At 72.1% G+C, this 17,589-nt stretch carries 12 protein-coding genes; 4 read left to right on the forward strand and 8 right to left on the reverse strand.

The genetic code is table 11. The features are described from left to right. The first annotated feature begins 134 nt into the window (after positions 1 to 134). The 3 genes from pulA to OG776_RS29215 all read left to right on the forward strand — a co-directional run bounded on the left by pulA (position 135) and on the right by OG776_RS29215 (position 7,634). Entirely contained in the window at positions 135 to 5,534 is a 5,400-nt protein-coding gene (gene pulA / locus OG776_RS29205; protein ID WP_443077384.1) for a pullulanase-type alpha-1,6-glucosidase, read from the forward strand. A gap of 69 nt (positions 5,535 to 5,603) precedes the next feature. Beyond that, positions 5,604 to 7,244 (forward strand): fused response regulator/phosphatase, encoded by a 1,641-nt coding sequence (locus tag OG776_RS29210; protein ID WP_329322784.1) that lies wholly within the window; start codon positions 5,604 to 5,606, stop codon positions 7,242 to 7,244. Between the two features lie 33 nt (positions 7,245 to 7,277). Then, a complete protein-coding gene (locus OG776_RS29215; RefSeq protein ID WP_148013678.1) occupies positions 7,278 to 7,634 on the forward strand; it encodes a 5-carboxymethyl-2-hydroxymuconate Delta-isomerase in 357 nt (118 codons plus the stop codon). 15 nt (positions 7,635 to 7,649) lie between these two features. On the opposite strand, the gene OG776_RS29220 is transcribed toward OG776_RS29215, so the two are convergent. The 5 genes from OG776_RS29220 to OG776_RS29240 form a co-directional block, all read right to left on the reverse strand. Continuing rightward, positions 7,650 to 8,351: a TetR/AcrR family transcriptional regulator gene (locus OG776_RS29220; protein WP_148013677.1), complete on the reverse strand. Its 702-nt coding sequence runs from the start codon at positions 8,349 to 8,351 to the stop codon at positions 7,650 to 7,652. Between the two features lie 56 nt (positions 8,352 to 8,407). After that, on the reverse strand, positions 8,408 to 9,466 hold the full coding sequence (locus OG776_RS29225) for a PDR/VanB family oxidoreductase (RefSeq protein ID WP_329322785.1): 1,059 nt from the start codon (positions 9,464 to 9,466) through the stop codon (positions 8,408 to 8,410). Beyond that, the gene (locus tag OG776_RS29230; RefSeq protein WP_329322786.1) at positions 9,463 to 10,374 is read right to left on the reverse strand and encodes a metal-dependent hydrolase; all 912 of its coding nucleotides are present in this window, start codon (positions 10,372 to 10,374) and stop codon (positions 9,463 to 9,465) included. Before OG776_RS29230 ends, OG776_RS29225 begins: the two co-directional genes overlap by 4 nt. Positions 10,375 to 10,562: 188 nt before the next feature. Then, positions 10,563 to 12,479, reverse strand: coding sequence for a hypothetical protein (locus OG776_RS29235; RefSeq protein WP_148013674.1), 1,917 nt, complete (start codon positions 12,477 to 12,479; stop codon positions 10,563 to 10,565). Between the two features lie 49 nt (positions 12,480 to 12,528). Then, complete coding sequence (locus OG776_RS29240) at positions 12,529 to 13,029, reverse strand: tetratricopeptide repeat protein (protein WP_261994969.1); 501 nt, start codon at positions 13,027 to 13,029, stop codon at positions 12,529 to 12,531. Positions 13,030 to 13,187: 158 nt separating this feature from the next. Here OG776_RS29240 and OG776_RS29245 point away from each other — a divergent pair, with 158 nt between their 5' ends. After that, positions 13,188 to 13,625 carry a hypothetical protein gene (locus tag OG776_RS29245; RefSeq protein WP_148013673.1) on the forward strand — a complete coding sequence of 146 codons (438 nt, stop codon included), beginning with the start codon at positions 13,188 to 13,190 and terminating at the stop codon, positions 13,623 to 13,625. A 94-nt stretch (positions 13,626 to 13,719) separates the two neighbouring features. Here the strand turns inward: OG776_RS29245 and OG776_RS29250 are convergent, their stop codons facing one another. From OG776_RS29250 to OG776_RS29260, 3 genes are all read right to left on the reverse strand, one after another. Then, positions 13,720 to 15,258, reverse strand: a complete 1,539-nt coding sequence (locus tag OG776_RS29250; RefSeq protein ID WP_148013672.1) for a DUF1996 domain-containing protein — start codon at positions 15,256 to 15,258, stop codon at positions 13,720 to 13,722. 343 nt (positions 15,259 to 15,601) lie between these two features. Beyond that, on the reverse strand, positions 15,602 to 16,606 hold the full coding sequence (locus tag OG776_RS29255) for an NAD-dependent epimerase/dehydratase family protein (RefSeq protein WP_187285996.1): 1,005 nt from the start codon (positions 16,604 to 16,606) through the stop codon (positions 15,602 to 15,604). 92 nt (positions 16,607 to 16,698) lie between these two features. Further along, positions 16,699 to 17,292 carry a winged helix-turn-helix domain-containing protein gene (locus OG776_RS29260; RefSeq protein ID WP_148013671.1) on the reverse strand — a complete coding sequence of 198 codons (594 nt, stop codon included), beginning with the start codon at positions 17,290 to 17,292 and terminating at the stop codon, positions 16,699 to 16,701. Positions 17,293 to 17,589 lie beyond the last annotated feature (297 nt).

Consider the following 17,589-nt stretch of genomic DNA (forward strand, 5'->3'; position numbering starts at 1 on the left):
CGCACCTTGCAAGACTCTTGCTGTAAACCTTGCGTGAGCGATACGGTCACGCGGGCGTTCGGCACCGGAGCCGGAACGCAGCGCGGGGTCGGACCCATATGCGCCGTAATCGCTAGGAGTTCACACCGGTGGACCTGATACCGAGAGGGCCGGCGCGCCGCCCCGGCCGTTCCAGGCTGCGCGCGGCCGTGCTCGCCGCCGCGCTCGCCGTATCGCTCGCGCAGCCCCTCGCGGCGCGGGCCGAGACCCCGCCCGCACCCCCGTCGGACGCCCGGCTGGCCGCGGCGCCGGCCCGGCACGACGACACCCGCGAGCAGTTCTACTTCGTCATGCCGGACCGTTTCGCCAACGGCGACACGGCCAACGACCGGGGCGGGCTGACCGGTTCACGCCTTTCTACCGGATACGACCCCACCGACAAGGGGTTCTACCAGGGCGGTGACCTCAAGGGCCTGACGAAGAGGCTCGACTACATCAAGGGCCTCGGCACCACCGCCATCTGGATGGCACCGATCTTCAAGAACCAGCCCGTGCAGGGGACCGGCGCGGACGCGTCGGCCGGCTACCACGGTTACTGGATCACCGACTTCACCCGCGTCGACCCCCACTTCGGCACGAACAAGGACCTGGAGACGCTCATCTCCCGGGCCCACGCCAAGGGCATGAAGGTCTTCTTCGACGTCATCACCAACCACACCGCCGACGTCGTCGACTACCAGGAGAAGTCCTACGGCTACCTCTCCAAGGGCGCCTTCCCGTACCTGACCGAGGACGGCAGGCCGTTCGACGACGCGGACTACGCGGACGGCACCAGGAAGTTCCCGTCGGTGGACGCCGGCTCCTTCCCCCGCACGCCGACGGTCCCGGCCGCGAAGAAGAACGCCAAGGTCCCGTCGTGGCTCAACGACACGACCATGTACTCCAACCGCGGCGACTCCACCTACGCGGGCGAGTCCGCCACCTACGGCGACTTCTCCGGCCTCGACGACCTGTGGACCGAGCGTCCCGAGGTCGTCAGCGGCATGGAGAAGATCTACCAGCGCTGGGTGAAGGACTTCGGCGTCGACGGCTTCCGGATCGACACCGTCAAGCACGTGAACATGGAGTTCTGGACGCAGTGGGCGACCGCGCTGGACAAGTACGCCGCCGCGCACGGCCGCAGGAACTTCTTCATGTTCGGTGAGGTCTACTCCGCCGACACGTCGATCACCTCGCCGTACGTCACCCAGGGCCGTCTCGACGCCACCCTCGACTTCCCGTTCCAGGACGCGGCCCGCTCCTACGCTTCGCAGGGCGGCAGCGCGCGGAAGCTGGCCGGAGTCTTCGGCGACGACTACAAGTACACGACCGACAAGGCCAACGCGTACGAACAGGTCACCTTCCTCGGCAACCACGACATGGGCCGCATCGGGTACTTCCTGGACCAGGACAACCCGAAGGCGACCGACGCGGAACTGCTGAAGAAGGACCGGCTCGCCAACGAGCTGATGTTCCTCAGCCGCGGCAACCCCGTCGTCTACTACGGCGACGAGCAGGGCTTCACCGGCTCCGGTGGCGACAAGGACGCCCGCCAGACCATGTTCGCCTCCAAGGTCGCCGACTACCTCGACGACGACGAGATCGGCACCGACCGCACCCACGCGAGCGACGCCTACGACACGGACGCCCCGCTCTACAGGACGATCAGCGCTCTCTCCGAGCTGCGCAAGGACAACCCGGCCCTCGCCGACGGAGTCCAGACCGAGCGGTACGCCGCGGACGGCGCCGGCGTCTACGCCTTCTCCCGCACGGACGCGAGGACCGGCACCGAGTACGTGGTCGCCGTGAACAACGCGGACGAGGCCAAGTCGGCCACCTTCGCCACCGGCTCGGCGAACATGGACTTCCGGGCCGTGTACGGAACCTCGGACTCGGTGAAGAGCGACGGGGACAAGAAGGTCACCGTCACCGTCCCGGCCGGTTCCTCCGTCGTCCTCAAGGCCGCGGGCCGGCTCGCCGCCCCCGCGACCAGGCCCACGCTGACGCTGAAGGCCCCCGCCGCGGGCGCCACCGGCACCGTCGAACTCGGCGCCGACGTCACCGGCGGACAGCTCGACCGGGTCGTCTTCGCGGCCCAGGTGGGCAACGGCACCTGGCGCACCCTCGGCTCCGCCGACCACGCCCCGTACAAGGTCACCCAGGCCATCGGCAAGGACGTACCGGCCGGAACGGCCCTGCGCTACAAGGCCGTCGTCGTCGATTCGGCCGGACGCACCGCGAGCGCGACGGCCGGGTCCACCACCGGCGCCGCGCCCGCCCCGGAGACCCCCGCGGCCTCCTCGCGCGACTACGCGGTCGTCCACTACAAGCGCGCCGACGGCGACTACACCGACTGGCGCCTGTACGCCTGGGGCGACATCGCCGACGGCGAGGGCACGACCTGGCCCGCCGGGCACGACTTCGTCGGCCGCGACGCCTACGGTGCCTTCGCCTACGTGAAGCTGAAGCCCGGAGCCTCCAGCGTGGGCTTCCTGGTCATCGACAAGGACGGCAACAAGGACGTCGCGAGCGACCGCACGATCGACGTCACCAGGACCGGCGAGGTCTGGGTCGAACAGGGCAAGGACACCGTCCTGACCGAGCAGCCCGACCTGCCCGCCCAGGACAGGACCAAGGCGGTCCTCCGCTACCACCGCGCCGACGGCGACTACACCGGCTGGGGCCTGCACACCTGGACCGGGGCCGCGACGCCCACGGACTGGACGAAGCCCCTGGAGCCGGTGCGGACCGACGCCTACGGCGCCGTGTTCGAGGTGCCGCTCGCCGAGGGCGCGACCAGCCTCAGCTACATCCTGCACAAGGGCGACGACAAGGACCTGCCCACCGACCAGTCGCTGGACCTGACAGCGAACGGCCACGAGGTGTGGCTGCTGAACGGCCAGGAGAAGTACCTGCTGCCGCAGCCCAAGGGCAGCGCGGCCGCGCTCGACCTGACCACGTCCAAGGCGATCTGGATCGACCGCTACACCGTCGCCTGGAACGGCTCCGACGCCGCCGTCTCCACCCAGCTCCTCTCCTCCCACGACGGCTCGATCGCCGTCAAGGACGGCGGGCTGACCAGCGACGACGAGCGCTGGCTGCGGCTTGCGAAGACCACCCTCACCGACGCCCAGAAGGCCAAGTACCCGCACCTGAAGGCGTACACCGCCTGGTCCGTCGACCCGCGCGACCGCGCCCGGGTGCGCTCCGCCCTCGACGGCCAGCTCGTCGCCTCCCAGCGGGCCGCCAACGGCGCCGTGCTCGCGGCGACCGGCGTGCAGACCGCCGGAGTCCTCGACGACCTGTACCCGGCGACGAAGGCGCACCTCGGACCGGTCTTCCACCAGGGTGCCCCCACCCTCTCGGTGTGGGCCCCGACCGCGCAGTCGGTGAGCCTCGACCTCGGCGGCTCCACCGTCGCCATGAAGCGCGACGGCGCCACCGGTGTCTGGTCCGTCACCGGAAAGAAGTCCTGGACGGGCAAGCCCTACCGCTACGTCGTGAAGGTGTGGGCGCCGAGCGTCCGGAAGATCGTCACCAACAAGGTGACCGACCCGTACTCGGTGGCGCTGACGGCGAACTCGGAGCGCAGCCTGGTCGTCGACCTGGACGCCAGGTCCCTCGCCCCGTCCGGCTGGTCCTCGCTCAAGAAGCCCGCGGCCGTACCGCTGAAGGACGCGCAGATCCAGGAACTGCACGTCCGGGACTTCTCGGTGGCCGACAAGACCGTGCCCGCCAAGGACCAGGGCACCTACCTCGCCTTCACCGACAAGAACAGCGACGGCTCCCGGCACCTGAAGGCGCTGGCGAAGTCCGGCACCTCGTACGTGCATCTGCTGCCCGCGTTCGACATCGCCACCATCCCCGAGAAGAAGGCGGACCGGCAGAGCACCGACTGCGACCTCGCCTCCTACGCCGCCGACTCCGAGAAGCAGCAGGAGTGCGTGGCGAAGACCGCCGCCAAGGACGCCTACAACTGGGGCTACGACCCGTACCACTACACGGTCCCCGAGGGCTCCTACGCCACCGACCCGAACGGCACCGGCCGCACGGTCGAGTTCCGCAAGATGGTCAAGTCGCTCAACGAGGACGGCCTCAGGGTCGTCATGGACGTGGTCTACAACCACACCGCCGCGAGCGGCCAGGCCGACACCAGCGTCCTCGACAAGATCGTCCCCGGCTACTACCAGCGGCTCCTCGCCGACGGCAGTGTCGCCAACTCCACCTGCTGCTCCAACACGGCGACCGAGAACGCCATGATGGGCAAGCTGGTCGTCGACTCGATCGTCACCTGGGCCAAGGAGTACAAGGTCGACGGCTTCCGCTTCGACCTCATGGGACACCAGCCCAAGGCCAACATCCTCGCGGTCAGGAAGGCCCTCGACGGGCTGACCCCTGCGAAGGACGGCGTGGACGGCAAGAAGATCATCCTGTACGGCGAGGGCTGGAACTTCGGCGAGGTCGCCGACGACGCCCGGTTCGTCCAGGCCACCCAGGAGAACATGGCCGGCACGGGCGTCGCGACCTTCTCCGACCGGGCCCGTGACGCCGTCCGCGGCGGCAGCCCCTTCGACTCCGACCCCGGCGTCCAGGGCTTCGCCTCGGGCCTGTACACCGACCCCAACTCCTCCACCGCCAACGGCACCCCGGCCGAGCAGAAGGCCCGCCTGCTGCACTACCAGGACCTCATCAAGGTCGGCCTGACCGGCAATCTGGCGGCCTACCGCTTCACCGACACCGACGGCAAGGAGGTCAAGGGCTCCGAGATCGACTACAACGGCCGGCCCGCCGGCTACGCGGCCGCGCCCGGCGACGCGCTCGCCTACGCCGACGCGCACGACAACGAGTCGCTGTACGACGCGCTGACGTACAAGCTGCCCGCGACGACCAGCGCCGCCGACCGGGCCCGGATGCAGGTCCTCGCGATGGCGACGGCCACCCTCTCGCAGGGCCCGTCCCTCTCCCAGGCCGGCTCCGACCTGCTGCGCTCCAAGTCCCTGGACCGCAACTCCTTCGACAGCGGCGACTGGTTCAACGCCATCCACTGGAACTGCCGGGACGGCAACGGATTCGGGCGCGGACTGCCGACGGCCGCGGACAACTCCTCGAAGTGGCCGTTCGCCAAGCCGCTGCTCACCTCCGTGAGCGTGGGCTGCGAGCAGATCGACGGCACCTCGGCCGCCTTCCAGGACCTCCAGCGGATCCGTACGGGCGAGAAGGTCTTCTCGCTCTCCACGGCCGCCCAGGTCCAGTCGCGGCTCTCCTTCCCGCTGTCGGGGAAGGACGAGACACCGGGGGTGATCACGATGAGGCTCGGTGACCTCGTCGTCGTCCTCAACGCGACGCCCCGGCGCCAGGAACAGCGGATCGCCGCCCTGTCCGGGACGCGCTACGCACTGCACCCGGTGCAGCGGGCGGGCGCCGACCCCGTCGTCAAGTCCGCCGCGTACACGAGCGGGACGGGAACCTTCAGCGTTCCGGCACGGACTGTGGCCGTCTTCTCCCGAACACCCTGACAAGGGCATTACCTTGGTGGGGCGGACCGGACACCCGGTCCGCCCCACCGGCGTGCCCGAGGCTTCCAGTTGGACGGCAACAGCAGAAGGAACGGGACGACCACCGTGCTGGTCGTCGGCGGCGTGCCGGAGGACCGGCACGCCATGAGCACGCTGCTGCGCGGCGCCGGCCACGAGGCCGTGTCCGTCGCCACCGCCGCGGACGCGCTGCGCGAACTCGACACCCGGCTGCGCGAGGGCACCCTGCCGGACGTGCTCCTCGTCGACGTACGGCTGCGGGACATGACCGGCTTCGAACTCTGCCGCCGGCTCAAGGCGCACCACGTCCTGGCCGCGCTGCCCGTGGTGCACCTCTCCGCCGCCCGCCCGCCCGGCGGCGACCACCGCCGCAGCCTGGACTCCGGCGCCGAGGCCTGCCTGTCGACACCCGCCGAGCCGGAGGAGATCCGGACCGCCGTACGGTCCGTGGTGCGCGCGGCCCGGCTGCGGTCGGAGGACCAGGCGCTGATACGGCGGCTGACGCTGCTGTCCGAGACGATCGTCACCGTCCAGGCCGCGCGCAGCCTCGACGAACTCGTCGACGCGGCCGCCGAGGGCACCGCCCGGCTCACCGGTCTGCCGGCCGCCGTGTTCGTCCTCGGCCCGGAGGGTGAGCTGTACCGCGGGATGTCCCCGGAGCGGATCGGCCTCGCGCTGCCCGACCGCGCCGCGCACGACGCCGTGACCCAGCTGATCGGCAGGCTCGGGGCGGACCGGGCCGTCGTGCACCGCACCGTCGTCCACGCGCCGCTGTGGCCCGCCGGGTTCTTCCGGCCCGGTGTGCAGGACGACGCCCGGCTGGTGCTGGCCCAGGGCGGCAAGGCGCCGGTGTGCCTCGCGACGCCGGTGCGCGACTCCCGCCCCCAGAGCCCCGCCGACGAGGCCGGGGTGGCACGGCTCGCGCAGGCCACCGCGCTCGCCGCCGAGCCGCTGCTGATGTACCAGGTCGAGCGCCATGTCGCGCTCACCCTGCAGCGCAGCTTCCTGCCCGAGCCGGACAAGCTGCCCGACCTGCCCGGCGTCGACATCGCGGTCCGCTACGAACCCGCCTCCCGGCAGGCCGAGATCGGCGGCGACTTCTACGCGGCACTGCGCGTCGGCGACGGCGTCCTCGCCGCGGTCGGTGACGTCGTCGGCCACTCCCTGGAAGCGGCCACCGTGATGGTGGAGATCCGGCACGCCCTGCGCGCCTACTGCGTCGACGACAGCGATCCGGCCGTCCTCGCCGAGCGGCTCGACCGGATGCTCCAGCGCTACCACCCCGAGGTCACCGCGACCGTCTGCCTGATCCTGGTCGAGCCGGACACCGGGCGCGTGCGCATCGCCAACGCCGGCCACATCCCGCCGCTGATCGTGCGCGGTGCGGGCGGCGCCGACTACGCGAAGGCCCACGGGCCGCTGCTCGGCCTCGGCCTCGTCGTGAACCGGCCCACGCCCACCGAACTGTTCCTGGAGCCCTCGGACCGGCTGCTCGTCGTCACCGACGGCCTGATCGAGACCCGTGGCACCGACCTCGCGGTCTCCATGGAGGGCCTGCGCGCGGCCGTCGCCGACGCCGCGCCCGGGGTGCGCCCCCTGTGCGACATGCTCCTGGACCGCTTCGGGCAGGACCGGGAGGACGACGTCGCGATGCTGGCGCTGCAGCTCAGGCCGGGGCGGACCAGGCCCTAAGGTGAGTCCGTTGACCTAGAACAGGAGTGCCCCATGCCGCAGATCACCGTCGACTACTCCGCCGCGCTCGACGACGCCTTCGACCGGCGGGGATTCGCGCTCGCGCTGCACCCCGTGGTGGTCGAGACGGCGGCCGCGCGGATCGAGGCGTGCAAGACACGGTTCCGGGCGACCGGGGACAACGTGGTGGGAGCGGACGGGGCGGGACACGCCGTCGTGCATGTCACGTTCGGCCTGCTGGCCGGCCGCAGCGAGGAGACCAAGGCCCGTCTCACCGAGGCCGCTCTGGAACTGCTGCGCAAGTACGTCGAACCGGTGGGCGGTCTCGTCCTGCACGCCTCCGCCGAGGTGCGGGACCTCGACCCGTCGTATCGCAAGTACGAGGAGTAGGGCGCGGGAGCGCGGCTACGCGTCCGGGGGCGTGGCCAGCGCGATGAGCCGGACGGCGAGGTCGGTGAAGGGGCCGTCGCCCGGCTCGCCACGGAGCGCGCCGCGCAGCAGCGTGCCCAGTTCCTCGTCCTGTGCCGCGCTCACCGCGGCCAGCGCCGCGAAGTCGTGGACGAGCTGCACCTCCAGCTCACCGCGCGGGATGCGCCGGCCGTCCAGCCAGATCAGCGCCGTCGACTCGACCAGCGAGATCCACGAGCGGATCACCAGTTCCAGCCGGGCGGGCGGGTCGTCGACCTTCAGATGCGACAGGATCTGGACATACGCGGCCTGCCGCACCGCGTCGACGAGCGCGTTGGTCTTCGAGGAGCCGACGGCGGGGCCGCCGCGCATCAACGCCGAGAATCCGGGCCCGTGGTCGTCCACGAAGTCGAAGAACCGGCGCATGACCCGCAGCAGCCGCGCGCCCAGCGGACCCTCCCGGGGCTCCACGAACCGGCTCGCGAGATCGTCCGCGGCGCGCTGCAACGCCGCCTCGTACAGGCTGAGTTTGCCCGGGAAGTAGTGGTAGACCAAGGGACGCGAGATGCCCGCCGCCGACGCTATCTCGTCGATGGAGACCTCGTCGGGCGAGCGTCGGCTGAAGAGTTCGAGGGCGACGCCGATCAGCTGCCGGCGCCGCTCCTCGACACCCATCCTGCGGCGTACCCCGGTTGTCATGCGAACACCTTACCGATCGGATCCGGCCGGGAACGGGCCGGACCGACCAGGGTCGTTCACATGTCCAGCACGAGGCGGTCACCGTGGGCCCGGGACACACAGATCAGCATCGAGTCACCACGCTCCGTGTCCGTGAGCAGTTCGTCCCGGTGGTCGATCTCGCCCTCCAGGACACGTTGCCGGCAGGTCCCGCAGAAGCCCTGTTCGCAGGAGTAGGGCGTGCCGGGCAGCTCCGCGCGTACGGCCGCCAGCAGCGTGGAGCCGGCCGGTACGGTCAGGGTCCGTGCGCTGCGCCGCAGTTCGACCGCGAAGGCGCTGTCGCCGTCCCCGGCGCCCGGGGCGTGCGGGGCGAAGCGCTCCAGGTGCAGCGTGGCTCCGTCCGGCAACCGGTCCCGGACCGCGGCCATCAGCCCCTCCGGCCCGCAGCAGTGGACCGCAGTCCCCGCGGGCAGGTCCGTGAACAGCGCGTCGAGGTCGGGCCGTCCGTCGACGTCCTCGGCCACCACGGTGACCCGCGCCGGGTCCAGCCCTTCGATCTCGGCCAGGAACGGCATCGACGCCCGGCTGCGCCCGCCGTACAACAGCCGCCAGTCGGCACGGTCCTGGACCGCCCGGAGCATCGGCAGGAGGGGGGTGATCCCGATGCCGCCCGCGACGAAGACGTACCCGGGCGCCTCGGCGAGCGGGAACCGGTTGCGCGGTCCGCGCACCTCGACCGTCATGCCCTCCCGCAGCCGTTCGTGGACCTCGCGCGAGCCGCCCCGCCCGTCCTCCGCGAGCCGCGCCGCGACGGTGTACGACGAGGTGTCCGCCGGGTTCCCGCACAGCGAGTACTGCCGTACGAGCCCCGAGGGCAGCACCAGTTCGAGGTGGGCGCCGGGCTCCCAGCGCGGCAGACCGTTGCCCGCGAGGCGCAGCCGGACGACGCCGTCGGCGATCCGCTCGTGTCCGGTGACCGTCAGCCGCAGGGCCCGGGACCGCGGCCGTCCGGAGACCGGCTCCTCCAGGGCGGGCAGGGGCCACAGCGGTGACTCCCCGATCCGGCGGCGCAGCGCGCGCCGGACGAGCAGGGCCGTGCCCGCGACGGCCGCGAGGGTCCGCAGCCGGGGTGTCACGCGCCCTCCTCGGCGGCGGCCGCAGCGCGCGCGGCGGGGGAGCCGGCCAGGTAGGCGACGGCCTGCGCGGTGGATCCCTCCTGGGAGGGGTGGTAGGAGCGGCTGAGGTAGCGCGGGACGGACCTGAGCATGTCCCCGGTCGACGGCAGCAGGCCCTGCCGTCCGCTCCGGTGGAAGTCCCGGAAGCTCGCCCGGCCCGCCGTCAGGGTCGGGTCGTTCTCCATGAAGAACCGCGCCCCGCGCTGCCAGAGGAAGACGAGCGCGGTGAAGGCGGTGGCCCAGGTCCGCGCGCGCCGCCGGTAGCCCCCGTCGAGATGCAGGAACAGCTCGAAGGCGACCGAGCGGTGCTCCACCTCCTCCGCGCCGTGCCAGCGCAGCAGGTCCAGCATGGTCGGATCGGCGCCGCGCCGGTCCAGTTCACCGGCGTTGAGCACCCAGTCGCCGAGGAAGGCGGTGTAGTGCTCGATCGCGGCGATGATCGCGACCCGTTCCATCAGCCACCACCTGCGGGCCCGGCCCGGGGGGAGGGTGCGGTCGCCGAGCAGCTTCTCGAAGAGCCAGTCGACCTGGGCGGTGTAGGGCGTGGGATCGAGCCCGAGCTCCCTGAGGTGCGGGAGGACCTCGTCGTGGGCCTGCGAGTGCATCGCCTCCTGCCCGATGAAGCCGATCACGTCCGCGCGCAGCCGCTCGTCGGTGATGAGCGGCAGCACCTGCCGGTAGACGTGCACGAACCAGCGCTCACCGGCGGGCAGCAGCAGGTGCAGGACATTGATCGTGTGACCGGCGAACGGGTCTCCCGGGACCCAGTGCAGTGGGGTGTCCTCCCAGGAGAACGACACCTTCCGCGCCTTGAGCGGGGTCCGCTCCGATGCGACCGGCCGGGGCGGTCGGGCGTGCGTGTGAGACATGGCGTCAATGTACTGACGAGTAGGCCGGGGGAGAACCCCTCTGCGCCCACTTGTTGACGCGAACGTCAACTAGCTCCGGCGCAGTCCGCCCGGACCGGCGGCACGGTCCAGCGGTCGGCCCGACCCGCGTGCCCGTGCGATCCGACCGCCGGTCCGGGCCGCGTGCCGGTGCGATCCGCCCGCCGGTCCTAACGCAGTCCGGAGACCGCCCTGCCGTCCGTCAGGGTCCCCCGCAGCCCCGCCTGGGCCCCCTGCGTGGTCCGTACGGCGAGCAGGGGGCCCTGCGCCGATCCGGTCACCCCGCCGGTCGCGGTGACCGACGCGGTGCCCTTGCTGCCGGCCGCGAGCAGGTACCAGGCGCCCGCCCCCGATTTCCACAGCACGCCCGCCAGGACGTGGGAGTCGCGCGCGCCGCACGCGGGCGAGTTCTCGGCCTTCGCCGCGATCGCCCCGTAGGTGCCGCCCGGGGTGTGGAACTGGGCCAGCACGCGGGTGCCGTCACCCCGCCAGGTCTCGGCCCGTGTGCACACCCAGGCCGCTTCCCCGCCCGCGTCCGGCAGTTGCTGGCGGGTGTACTGCCAGGCGTTCACGGACCGCACGCCCTCGGAGCGCATCGCGGTCAGCGAGCAGGCGAACGGCGCCCAGTTCGCCAGCGCCGCCGCGCCGGAGGCCTCGTGGGGCGCCGAGGGCGATCCGGAGGTCAGATGGGCCGGGGTCAGCTCGCCGAGGTCGGTCATCAGCCGGGTGCCGCCGGCGTCCGTCAGCTGCAGCACGTTCCACGACGTGCACGCGCCCGTCCGGGCGGGACCCGCCAGGGGGGAGGTGGTGCCGTCGTCCGACAGGGTCAGGCCGGCCGGGGCCGAGGTCGGCTTCATCAGGTCGCGCTGGGCGGCCCCGGTCACCCAGGGAGCGGTCAGATAGCGGACGTTGCCGTCGGCGCGGTCCAGGACGACCGCGCTCGCCTCCGCCCCCTGCGCGCCGTCTACCCGGGCGAAGTCGAGGGCCGCCCCACCGGTTCCGTCGCGCGGCTCGGCGTACCGGGCGATGCGCAGCCCGTCGTAGAACAGCACCACCCGGGCCTGGTCCACGTCACCGGCGTACAGCAGCTGGGGCGGTCCGGGCGGGGCGCCCGACGGGGTGCCCGGGGTCGCCGAGACCTGCACGGACCCGCCGGGGCGGGCCCAGACGGCGAGCGCGCGGCGCAGCAGCCCGCTGTCCGCGGCGAGGTTCCCGCGCGCGGGCCACACGGAGAGGTCCGTGCGCGCGGACGTCCGCCAGGCGGCCGGGGAGACGCGGGTCACCTTCCCGGGGTCCAGGGCGGCCACGGCGGCCGGGTTCTGCGCGTACGAGGGGGCCGCGGCGCCCTCGGGGCCCCAGCCGTCGCCGGGCAGCACGAGCAGCGCGCCGCAGACGGCGACCGCCGCGCCGGCGGCGAGCGCGGCCTTCAGGTGCTGACGGCGCCGCATCAGGTCCGTGGGCCGGGCGTGCAGCGCGCAGGGGTCGAACTCGGGGGAGCGGAGCAGCGCGTCCCGGGCCTCGACCCGGTCGGCCTCCGCGAGCGCCGCCCGCGGATCGCCGACTCCGGCCGCGGCGAGCACCTTGCGCACGTCGGGGTCGGCCAGCCCCTCCAGCCCGCGCAGCACGTAGGCGGCACGGGCTTCCGCGGACAGCGCGGACAGCCGCTGGTCCAGGGCGAGTTCGTCGGCACCGCCGGAGCGCGGGAAGAGCCGCAGGCCCCACACCTGGGGCAGCAGCGGCGGCAGCTGGGACCGCTTGGGCCACGCGGTGCGTCGCAGCGGCAGACCGGCCTCCAGCGCCGTACGGACGACCGTGAGGCGTACGAAGGCGTAGCCCGGGTCGCCGTCGCGGCCGGTGGCCTGGGCCGGGATCACGGACGAGGGCGTGCGGCGCCGGGGCAGCGCCCGCTGGGTGAGGGCGTGCGCGGTCAGCACCCGCCGGTTGCGGCCGAGGCTCGGCGGCAGCACCAGATAGGCGAGCCGGACGAGCCGCGGGTAGTGCTCGACGAGCGCGGCCTCGGCCTGGGCGACGTCGACGACCGGTCCGGAGGAGGCGGTGGGGCGCGGGGCTACATCCTGTGACTGCACGTTCAGCAGAACGAGCGAATCGGTGGATGGTCACCTCCGTCCGGCGGACTCAGGCCTCGGGTTCGACGAGCAGCCGCGCGTAGTTGGCCATCGACCGCTGGTAGCGCGGCAGATGGGGGGCGAGGGCGCCGATCACCAGCGCCAGGCCCTCGCGTTCGCGGCCCAGGTCGGCCAGGCACAGCGCGAGGCATGCGCGTACGGCGTCGTCCAACTCGTCCGAGGGTGCGACGAGTTCGGGTGTGAGGAGGGCGACGCCCTCTTCGGCCCGGCCGATGTTCCGCAGGGAGCTGGAGAGTTGGATCCGGGCGCGGCGCCCGCGGTAGCCGTCGAGCCCGCGGTCGAGTGCCTCCCGGTACAGCGGCACGGCCCGGTCCGAGTGGCCGGTGGAGTCCCAGGCGCAGGCCCGCTCGAAGGGCCCGAGCGGGCTGTCCGCGGGCAGCTCGGCGGCCAGCGAATCGATCACCGCGCGGAAGTTTGCCGCGTCCGCTTCCCCGTAGTCGTCGAAAGTGTCCCAGGCCGCCGCCGTACGCTCTTCCCAGTCTTCGTTCACGCGGCACACTTTCGCATACGTGTGCTGACGCCGGCACGGGGTCTCCCCGCACCGCCGCGGTGGCGGATTGAGTGCTGGGCGTCCCGGAGCCGTATCGAAGGCCAGGGCCCTCGCCGGGGCTCTCCATGGCGCGGGCGCCGACGGTACCGGAGGAACGTATGAGGTTGACACGCGAGAAGCTCGCCGCGGGAGCCGTCGTGGCGCTGCTGGCGCTGACCGGCTGCGGCGGGTCGGGCGACGGCGGGGCCAGGGCCGGCACGGCGGACCGGGTGCCGGCCACGGCGACCGGCAGCCTGGAGGATCTGGCGGCCGAGGTGAAGTGCCGTCCGGACATCCAGACCGACGCGGACGAGATCCGCCAGGGGGTCTGCAAGGTCGACACCGGCAAGTTCATCCTGGCGACCTTCGCCACCGACCGCGGTCAGCGCGAGTGGCTCAACGGTGCGAAGGACTACGGAGGTTCGTACCTCGTGGGGGCCAAGTGGGTGGCCGTCGGCGACCAGAAGACGGTCACGTCCCTGCGTGGCCGTCTCGGCGGGAGCCTGGAGGAGGGGACCTCGCACGGCGCGCACGCCGGTCACGAGCACAGCGGCTGACCAGGCGGAGCCTCCCCGGCCCGACGGGCCGGGGACCCGCGGACACAAGAAAGCCGGTGGCGGGAGAATCCCGCCACCGGCTTCCTCATGGGGGTCACTTACAACGCTGGCCCTTGTTGATGCAGTTGACCATCTTGTTCATCAGGTTCTCGTCGAAGACGTTGATGAAGTCGTCGTGGTCGGTGGCCGCCTTGTGCAGCTGCTCGGGGAATCCGTCCACCGCGTAGGCATTCTTGATCTGCCCGTTCTGCAGGGTCGGTGCCCGGAAACCGTAGACGAGGCGCATCGTCAGCTGCGGAATGGCCTTGAAGCCGTTGGCGCAGTTGCCCTGGGCGTCCGCGAAGGCCACGTGCGTGCGGTGGTTCGCGCTGTCGATGTTCACGCCGTCCCAGCAGCTCTGGAAGGCGAAGGTGCGTACCACGGTGCTGCCGCGCGGGCAGATCGGGTACTGCTGCGTGAGCTGCACCTTGTTCTCGAAGCCGGTGCAGGACCAGTGGGCGTTGGCGTTCGCGAGACCGTTGGTCGTGGTCTTCGCGTCACCCGTGATGATGCGCAGGAACTTCGGCATCGCGACGACCTTGCTCTTCGCGCTGCCGACGAACTTGATCTGCGCCTGCTTGACCTGCTGGATCTGGCCGACGTTGCCTTCCTTGCCACCGCCGTCGTTGTTCTGGTCGAAGTCCTGCGTACCGTTCTGGATACGCACGACCGGCCAGTAGTACGTCGACTTGTCGCCCTGGTTGGCGCAGGTGGTCTTGGCCGCGGCGAACGTGTCGTTGGTGGCGAACGCGTCGTTCGACTGGTTGCCGACGTAGTCGTGCAGGTGGTGCGCGCCGTTGGTGACGCCGGGGGCCACGATGACGTTGTCGGTGTTGAACTTCTTGTTCGCGTTCACGCCGCAGGACGTGGTGAACGTGCCCGTCGAACCGCCGGCCCGGGTCTGTGCCTTGCGGGGCACGTTCGCCTTGACCTTCGTGATGTCGACGAAGTCCGAGGCGAGCGGCCCGTTGCCGGCCTGACCGCCGTTGCCCGTCTGCTGGCCGCCGCCCTGCTGGCCGCCGGCGCTCGCGCTGGCCGAGGGGGAGGGCGCCTGACTGGCCGCCCCGCCGTTGTTCTGGCCGCCGTTGTTCTGACCACCGTTGTTCTGGCCGGCGTCGGTCTGGGTGGCGGGCGTCGCCGTGCAGGAGGACAGGCCGTCGAGCGAGGACGGTGTCGAACCGCCGGCCCGGCTGATCTCCAGCTTGATCCGGTCGATGATCACCGACCGGTTGTTCTTCAGCGGGCCGAGGATGGAGTTCTGGACGAAGCTCGCGTCCCTCGCCTGTGCGTCACGGGTCGTGGCGAGCCGCTGGTAGGCGGCGGTGATCTGCGCGTCCAGCGTGGCGAGTTCGCCGTCGACCTCACCGCGGGCCCTGTTCGGCACGTTGGTCAGCTTCTGACCGACGTCCGGACAGCTGATGGTGGCCACCTGAGCGGCGGCGGCCTTCGTGGTGTTGGGAGAAGAGTTCTCCTCGTGCGCCGAGGCGTAGAAATTCGCCCAGACCAGTCCACCCCCGCCGATCGCGAGCGCTGCCGACGCGGCGATGGCCCGGACGGCCAGCGGCGAACGGCGTTTGCGTATGTTGCGTCCCATGGAACTCCTCTGACTTCCTTGCGGGGCATCGAGGGCGCCCGACAGGAGTGAAGCGGCTCCCATTCATACGCAGGTGACGTGTGAGGCGTTCAGAAACCTCGGAAAATCTTAGAAGTTCATGAGGTCATTTCCGGCGCAATGGGCTCAGAAGCCCATGATTTTCGAGGAGTTGATCTCCGAAATGAGGTTTGAACAATGTTCAGAGGAGTGTGAGGGGACTCTTCGGCCCTTGTGGATAAGGAAGTTGGGGCCTCCGTCCGGGCTCCCGTCATGGCCCGGGGACGGCGCCGCTCGGGGCCGGGGCGGATTCCGGGCGCGACGGCCCGGCATCCGCCGGGGCCGGTCACCGGGAGAGCAGCCGGGCCTCCGCCTCCGGGGGCAGCCCGACCGGCGGCCGCCCCGGACGCGGGGGAACCGTCCCGCCCACCTCCCGGAGCCACGCCCAGGTGTCGGCGACGGTCTCCGAGACGTCCCGGCACCGGAGTCCGGCCTCCACCGCCCGGGAGACGTCCGCTCCGTGCAGTGCGTCGTGCATGTCGCTCCCCGGCGGCACCCACACCGGCAGCTGGGTCCACGGCTCCACCCCGGCGCCCAGCACGGCCTCCGGCTCGATCCACCGCAGCTCCGCCCCGCTCCCCGTCGCCCGCACGCACGCGTCGAGCAGCTCCCCCATCGTGGTGTGACCCCGGGGGCTCATCAGGTTGTGGGGTCCCGCCGCCCCCCGCTCCGCCGCCCCGAGGATCCACTGGGCGAGGTCGCGGACGTCGACGTACTGGAGGGGCAGGTCCCGGGGGCCGGGCGCCGGGACCCGCCCGCCGCGCGCGATCCGGCCCAGCCACCACGGCAGCCGGCCGATGTTCTCGTGCGGCCCGAGGATCAGCCCCGACCGCACGAGCAGCGAACGCTCCGCGCCGAACGCGGAGACGGCGGCCAGCTCACCGCCCAGCTTGTCCCGCGCGTAGTCGGTCTGCCCGGCGTCCGGTGACGCCCCGGTCACGAGCGGTGCGTCCTCGGTGTATCCGGCGGGCGGAGCCCACGCGTAGACCGAACAGCTCGACACGTACACAAGGCGGGCCGCCCGGTCCGCCAGCAGCCGCGCCGCGTCGAGGACGGCCCGCGGCGCCGCCGACCAGGTGTCGACGACGAGGTCCCAGTCGCCTCCGGCGGCGGCGCCCGCGAGCGCGGCGAGACCGTCGGGAGCGGTGCGGTCGCCCAGCAGCGACCGTACCCCGGCGGGAGGCCGGTGCCGTCCCCGATGGAAGACGGTCACCTCCCAGCCCCGTCGCACCGCCGCCTCCGCGACCGCCCGCCCCGCGAACTCCGTACCGCCCAGCACCAGAAGTCTCATGGGGACGACTCTGCACGGACGGGCCGCCGGACGGAACGGGAATCTGCTGACAGGAGATCCGCCCGGGGTGCGGAGGACGCGGGACGGCCCGCTCAGCGGCCCGTCGGCGGCGCGTACTTGTAGCCGACCCGGCGGACCGTCTGGATGGCCTGCCGGTGCTGTGCGCCGAGCTTGCGCCGCAGCCGTGCCACGTGCACGTCGACGGTCCGCCCGTCGCCCACGTGCCCGTAGCCCCACACGGTGGTGACCAGCTGGTCCCGGGTGTGCACCCGGTGCGGGTGCGCGACGAGATGCGCGAGCAGCTCGAACTCCAGGTAGGTGAGGTCGAGCGTCCGTCCGTCGACCTCGGCGGTGCGCTGCACGGAGTCGATGCGGACGAGCGGGTCGGCGCCGGCGGGGGCGGCCGTCCCGGCGGGATCCGGGGGAAGGGCGACCGGCAGCAGGGGCTGCTGGTCGGCCGGTACGAGGACCAGGTAGCCGATCATCGGCGGCCGGCCCGGCAGGACCGGAAGGGTGTGCGGGGGCGCGGGCAGCCAGGTGGCGCCCGGCGGCAGGAAGTCGGCCACGTCCACCACCTCGTCCCGGTCGACGGCGCGGAGCCGGTGCCGTCCGGCGCCGGTCGGGAGAGAGGCGGGGCCCGGGGAGGGAGAGGTCGCGACGGAGGTGAAGGAACGGGGGTTCGCCATGAGAGGTCAGCTCTTTCGCGCGAGGAGTTCGTCGGGAGGGTCGACGACCGCGAGTTCGTGGTCGGGGCCGTCGAGGACGTACGTCGTGCGCGCTGGCCGAAGGCCGGGGTGTACGGCTTTAGAGGGCCGGCGCGTTCGTCGCGCGGCAACACACCCGGTCGAAGTCGTGATGCTGACGGGAGGGCCAGAAGGGCTCCAGGTCGAGGCGACCTGTCGCGGTGCACTTCCGGTGGCTGGCCATGTCTCCATTGAAGCAGAAGCCGGGGCCGCACAGGAGCCCCGGTTCAAAGGCCGGAC

The sequence above is a fragment of the Streptomyces sp. NBC_01689 genome (genome assembly GCF_036250675.1).
In the GTDB taxonomy this organism is placed as follows: domain Bacteria; phylum Actinomycetota; class Actinomycetes; order Streptomycetales; family Streptomycetaceae; genus Streptomyces.

What these genes read in the sequence shown, in the direction of transcription:
- OG776_RS29215 (WP_148013678.1), top strand. Translation starts at nt 7,278, where the DNA reads ATGCCGCAGATCACCGTCGACTACTCCGCCGCGCTCGACGACGCCTTC.
- OG776_RS29220 (WP_148013677.1), bottom strand. Translation starts at nt 8,351, where the DNA reads ATGACAACCGGGGTACGCCGCAGGATGGGTGTCGAGGAGCGGCGCCGG.
- OG776_RS29230 (WP_329322786.1), bottom strand. Translation starts at nt 10,374, where the DNA reads ATGTCTCACACGCACGCCCGACCGCCCCGGCCGGTCGCATCGGAGCGG.
- OG776_RS29245 (WP_148013673.1), top strand. Translation starts at nt 13,188, where the DNA reads ATGAGGTTGACACGCGAGAAGCTCGCCGCGGGAGCCGTCGTGGCGCTG.
- OG776_RS29250 (WP_148013672.1), bottom strand. Translation starts at nt 15,258, where the DNA reads ATGGGACGCAACATACGCAAACGCCGTTCGCCGCTGGCCGTCCGGGCC.
- OG776_RS29255 (WP_187285996.1), bottom strand. Translation starts at nt 16,606, where the DNA reads ATGAGACTTCTGGTGCTGGGCGGTACGGAGTTCGCGGGGCGGGCGGTC.
- OG776_RS29260 (WP_148013671.1), bottom strand. Translation starts at nt 17,292, where the DNA reads ATGGCGAACCCCCGTTCCTTCACCTCCGTCGCGACCTCTCCCTCCCCG.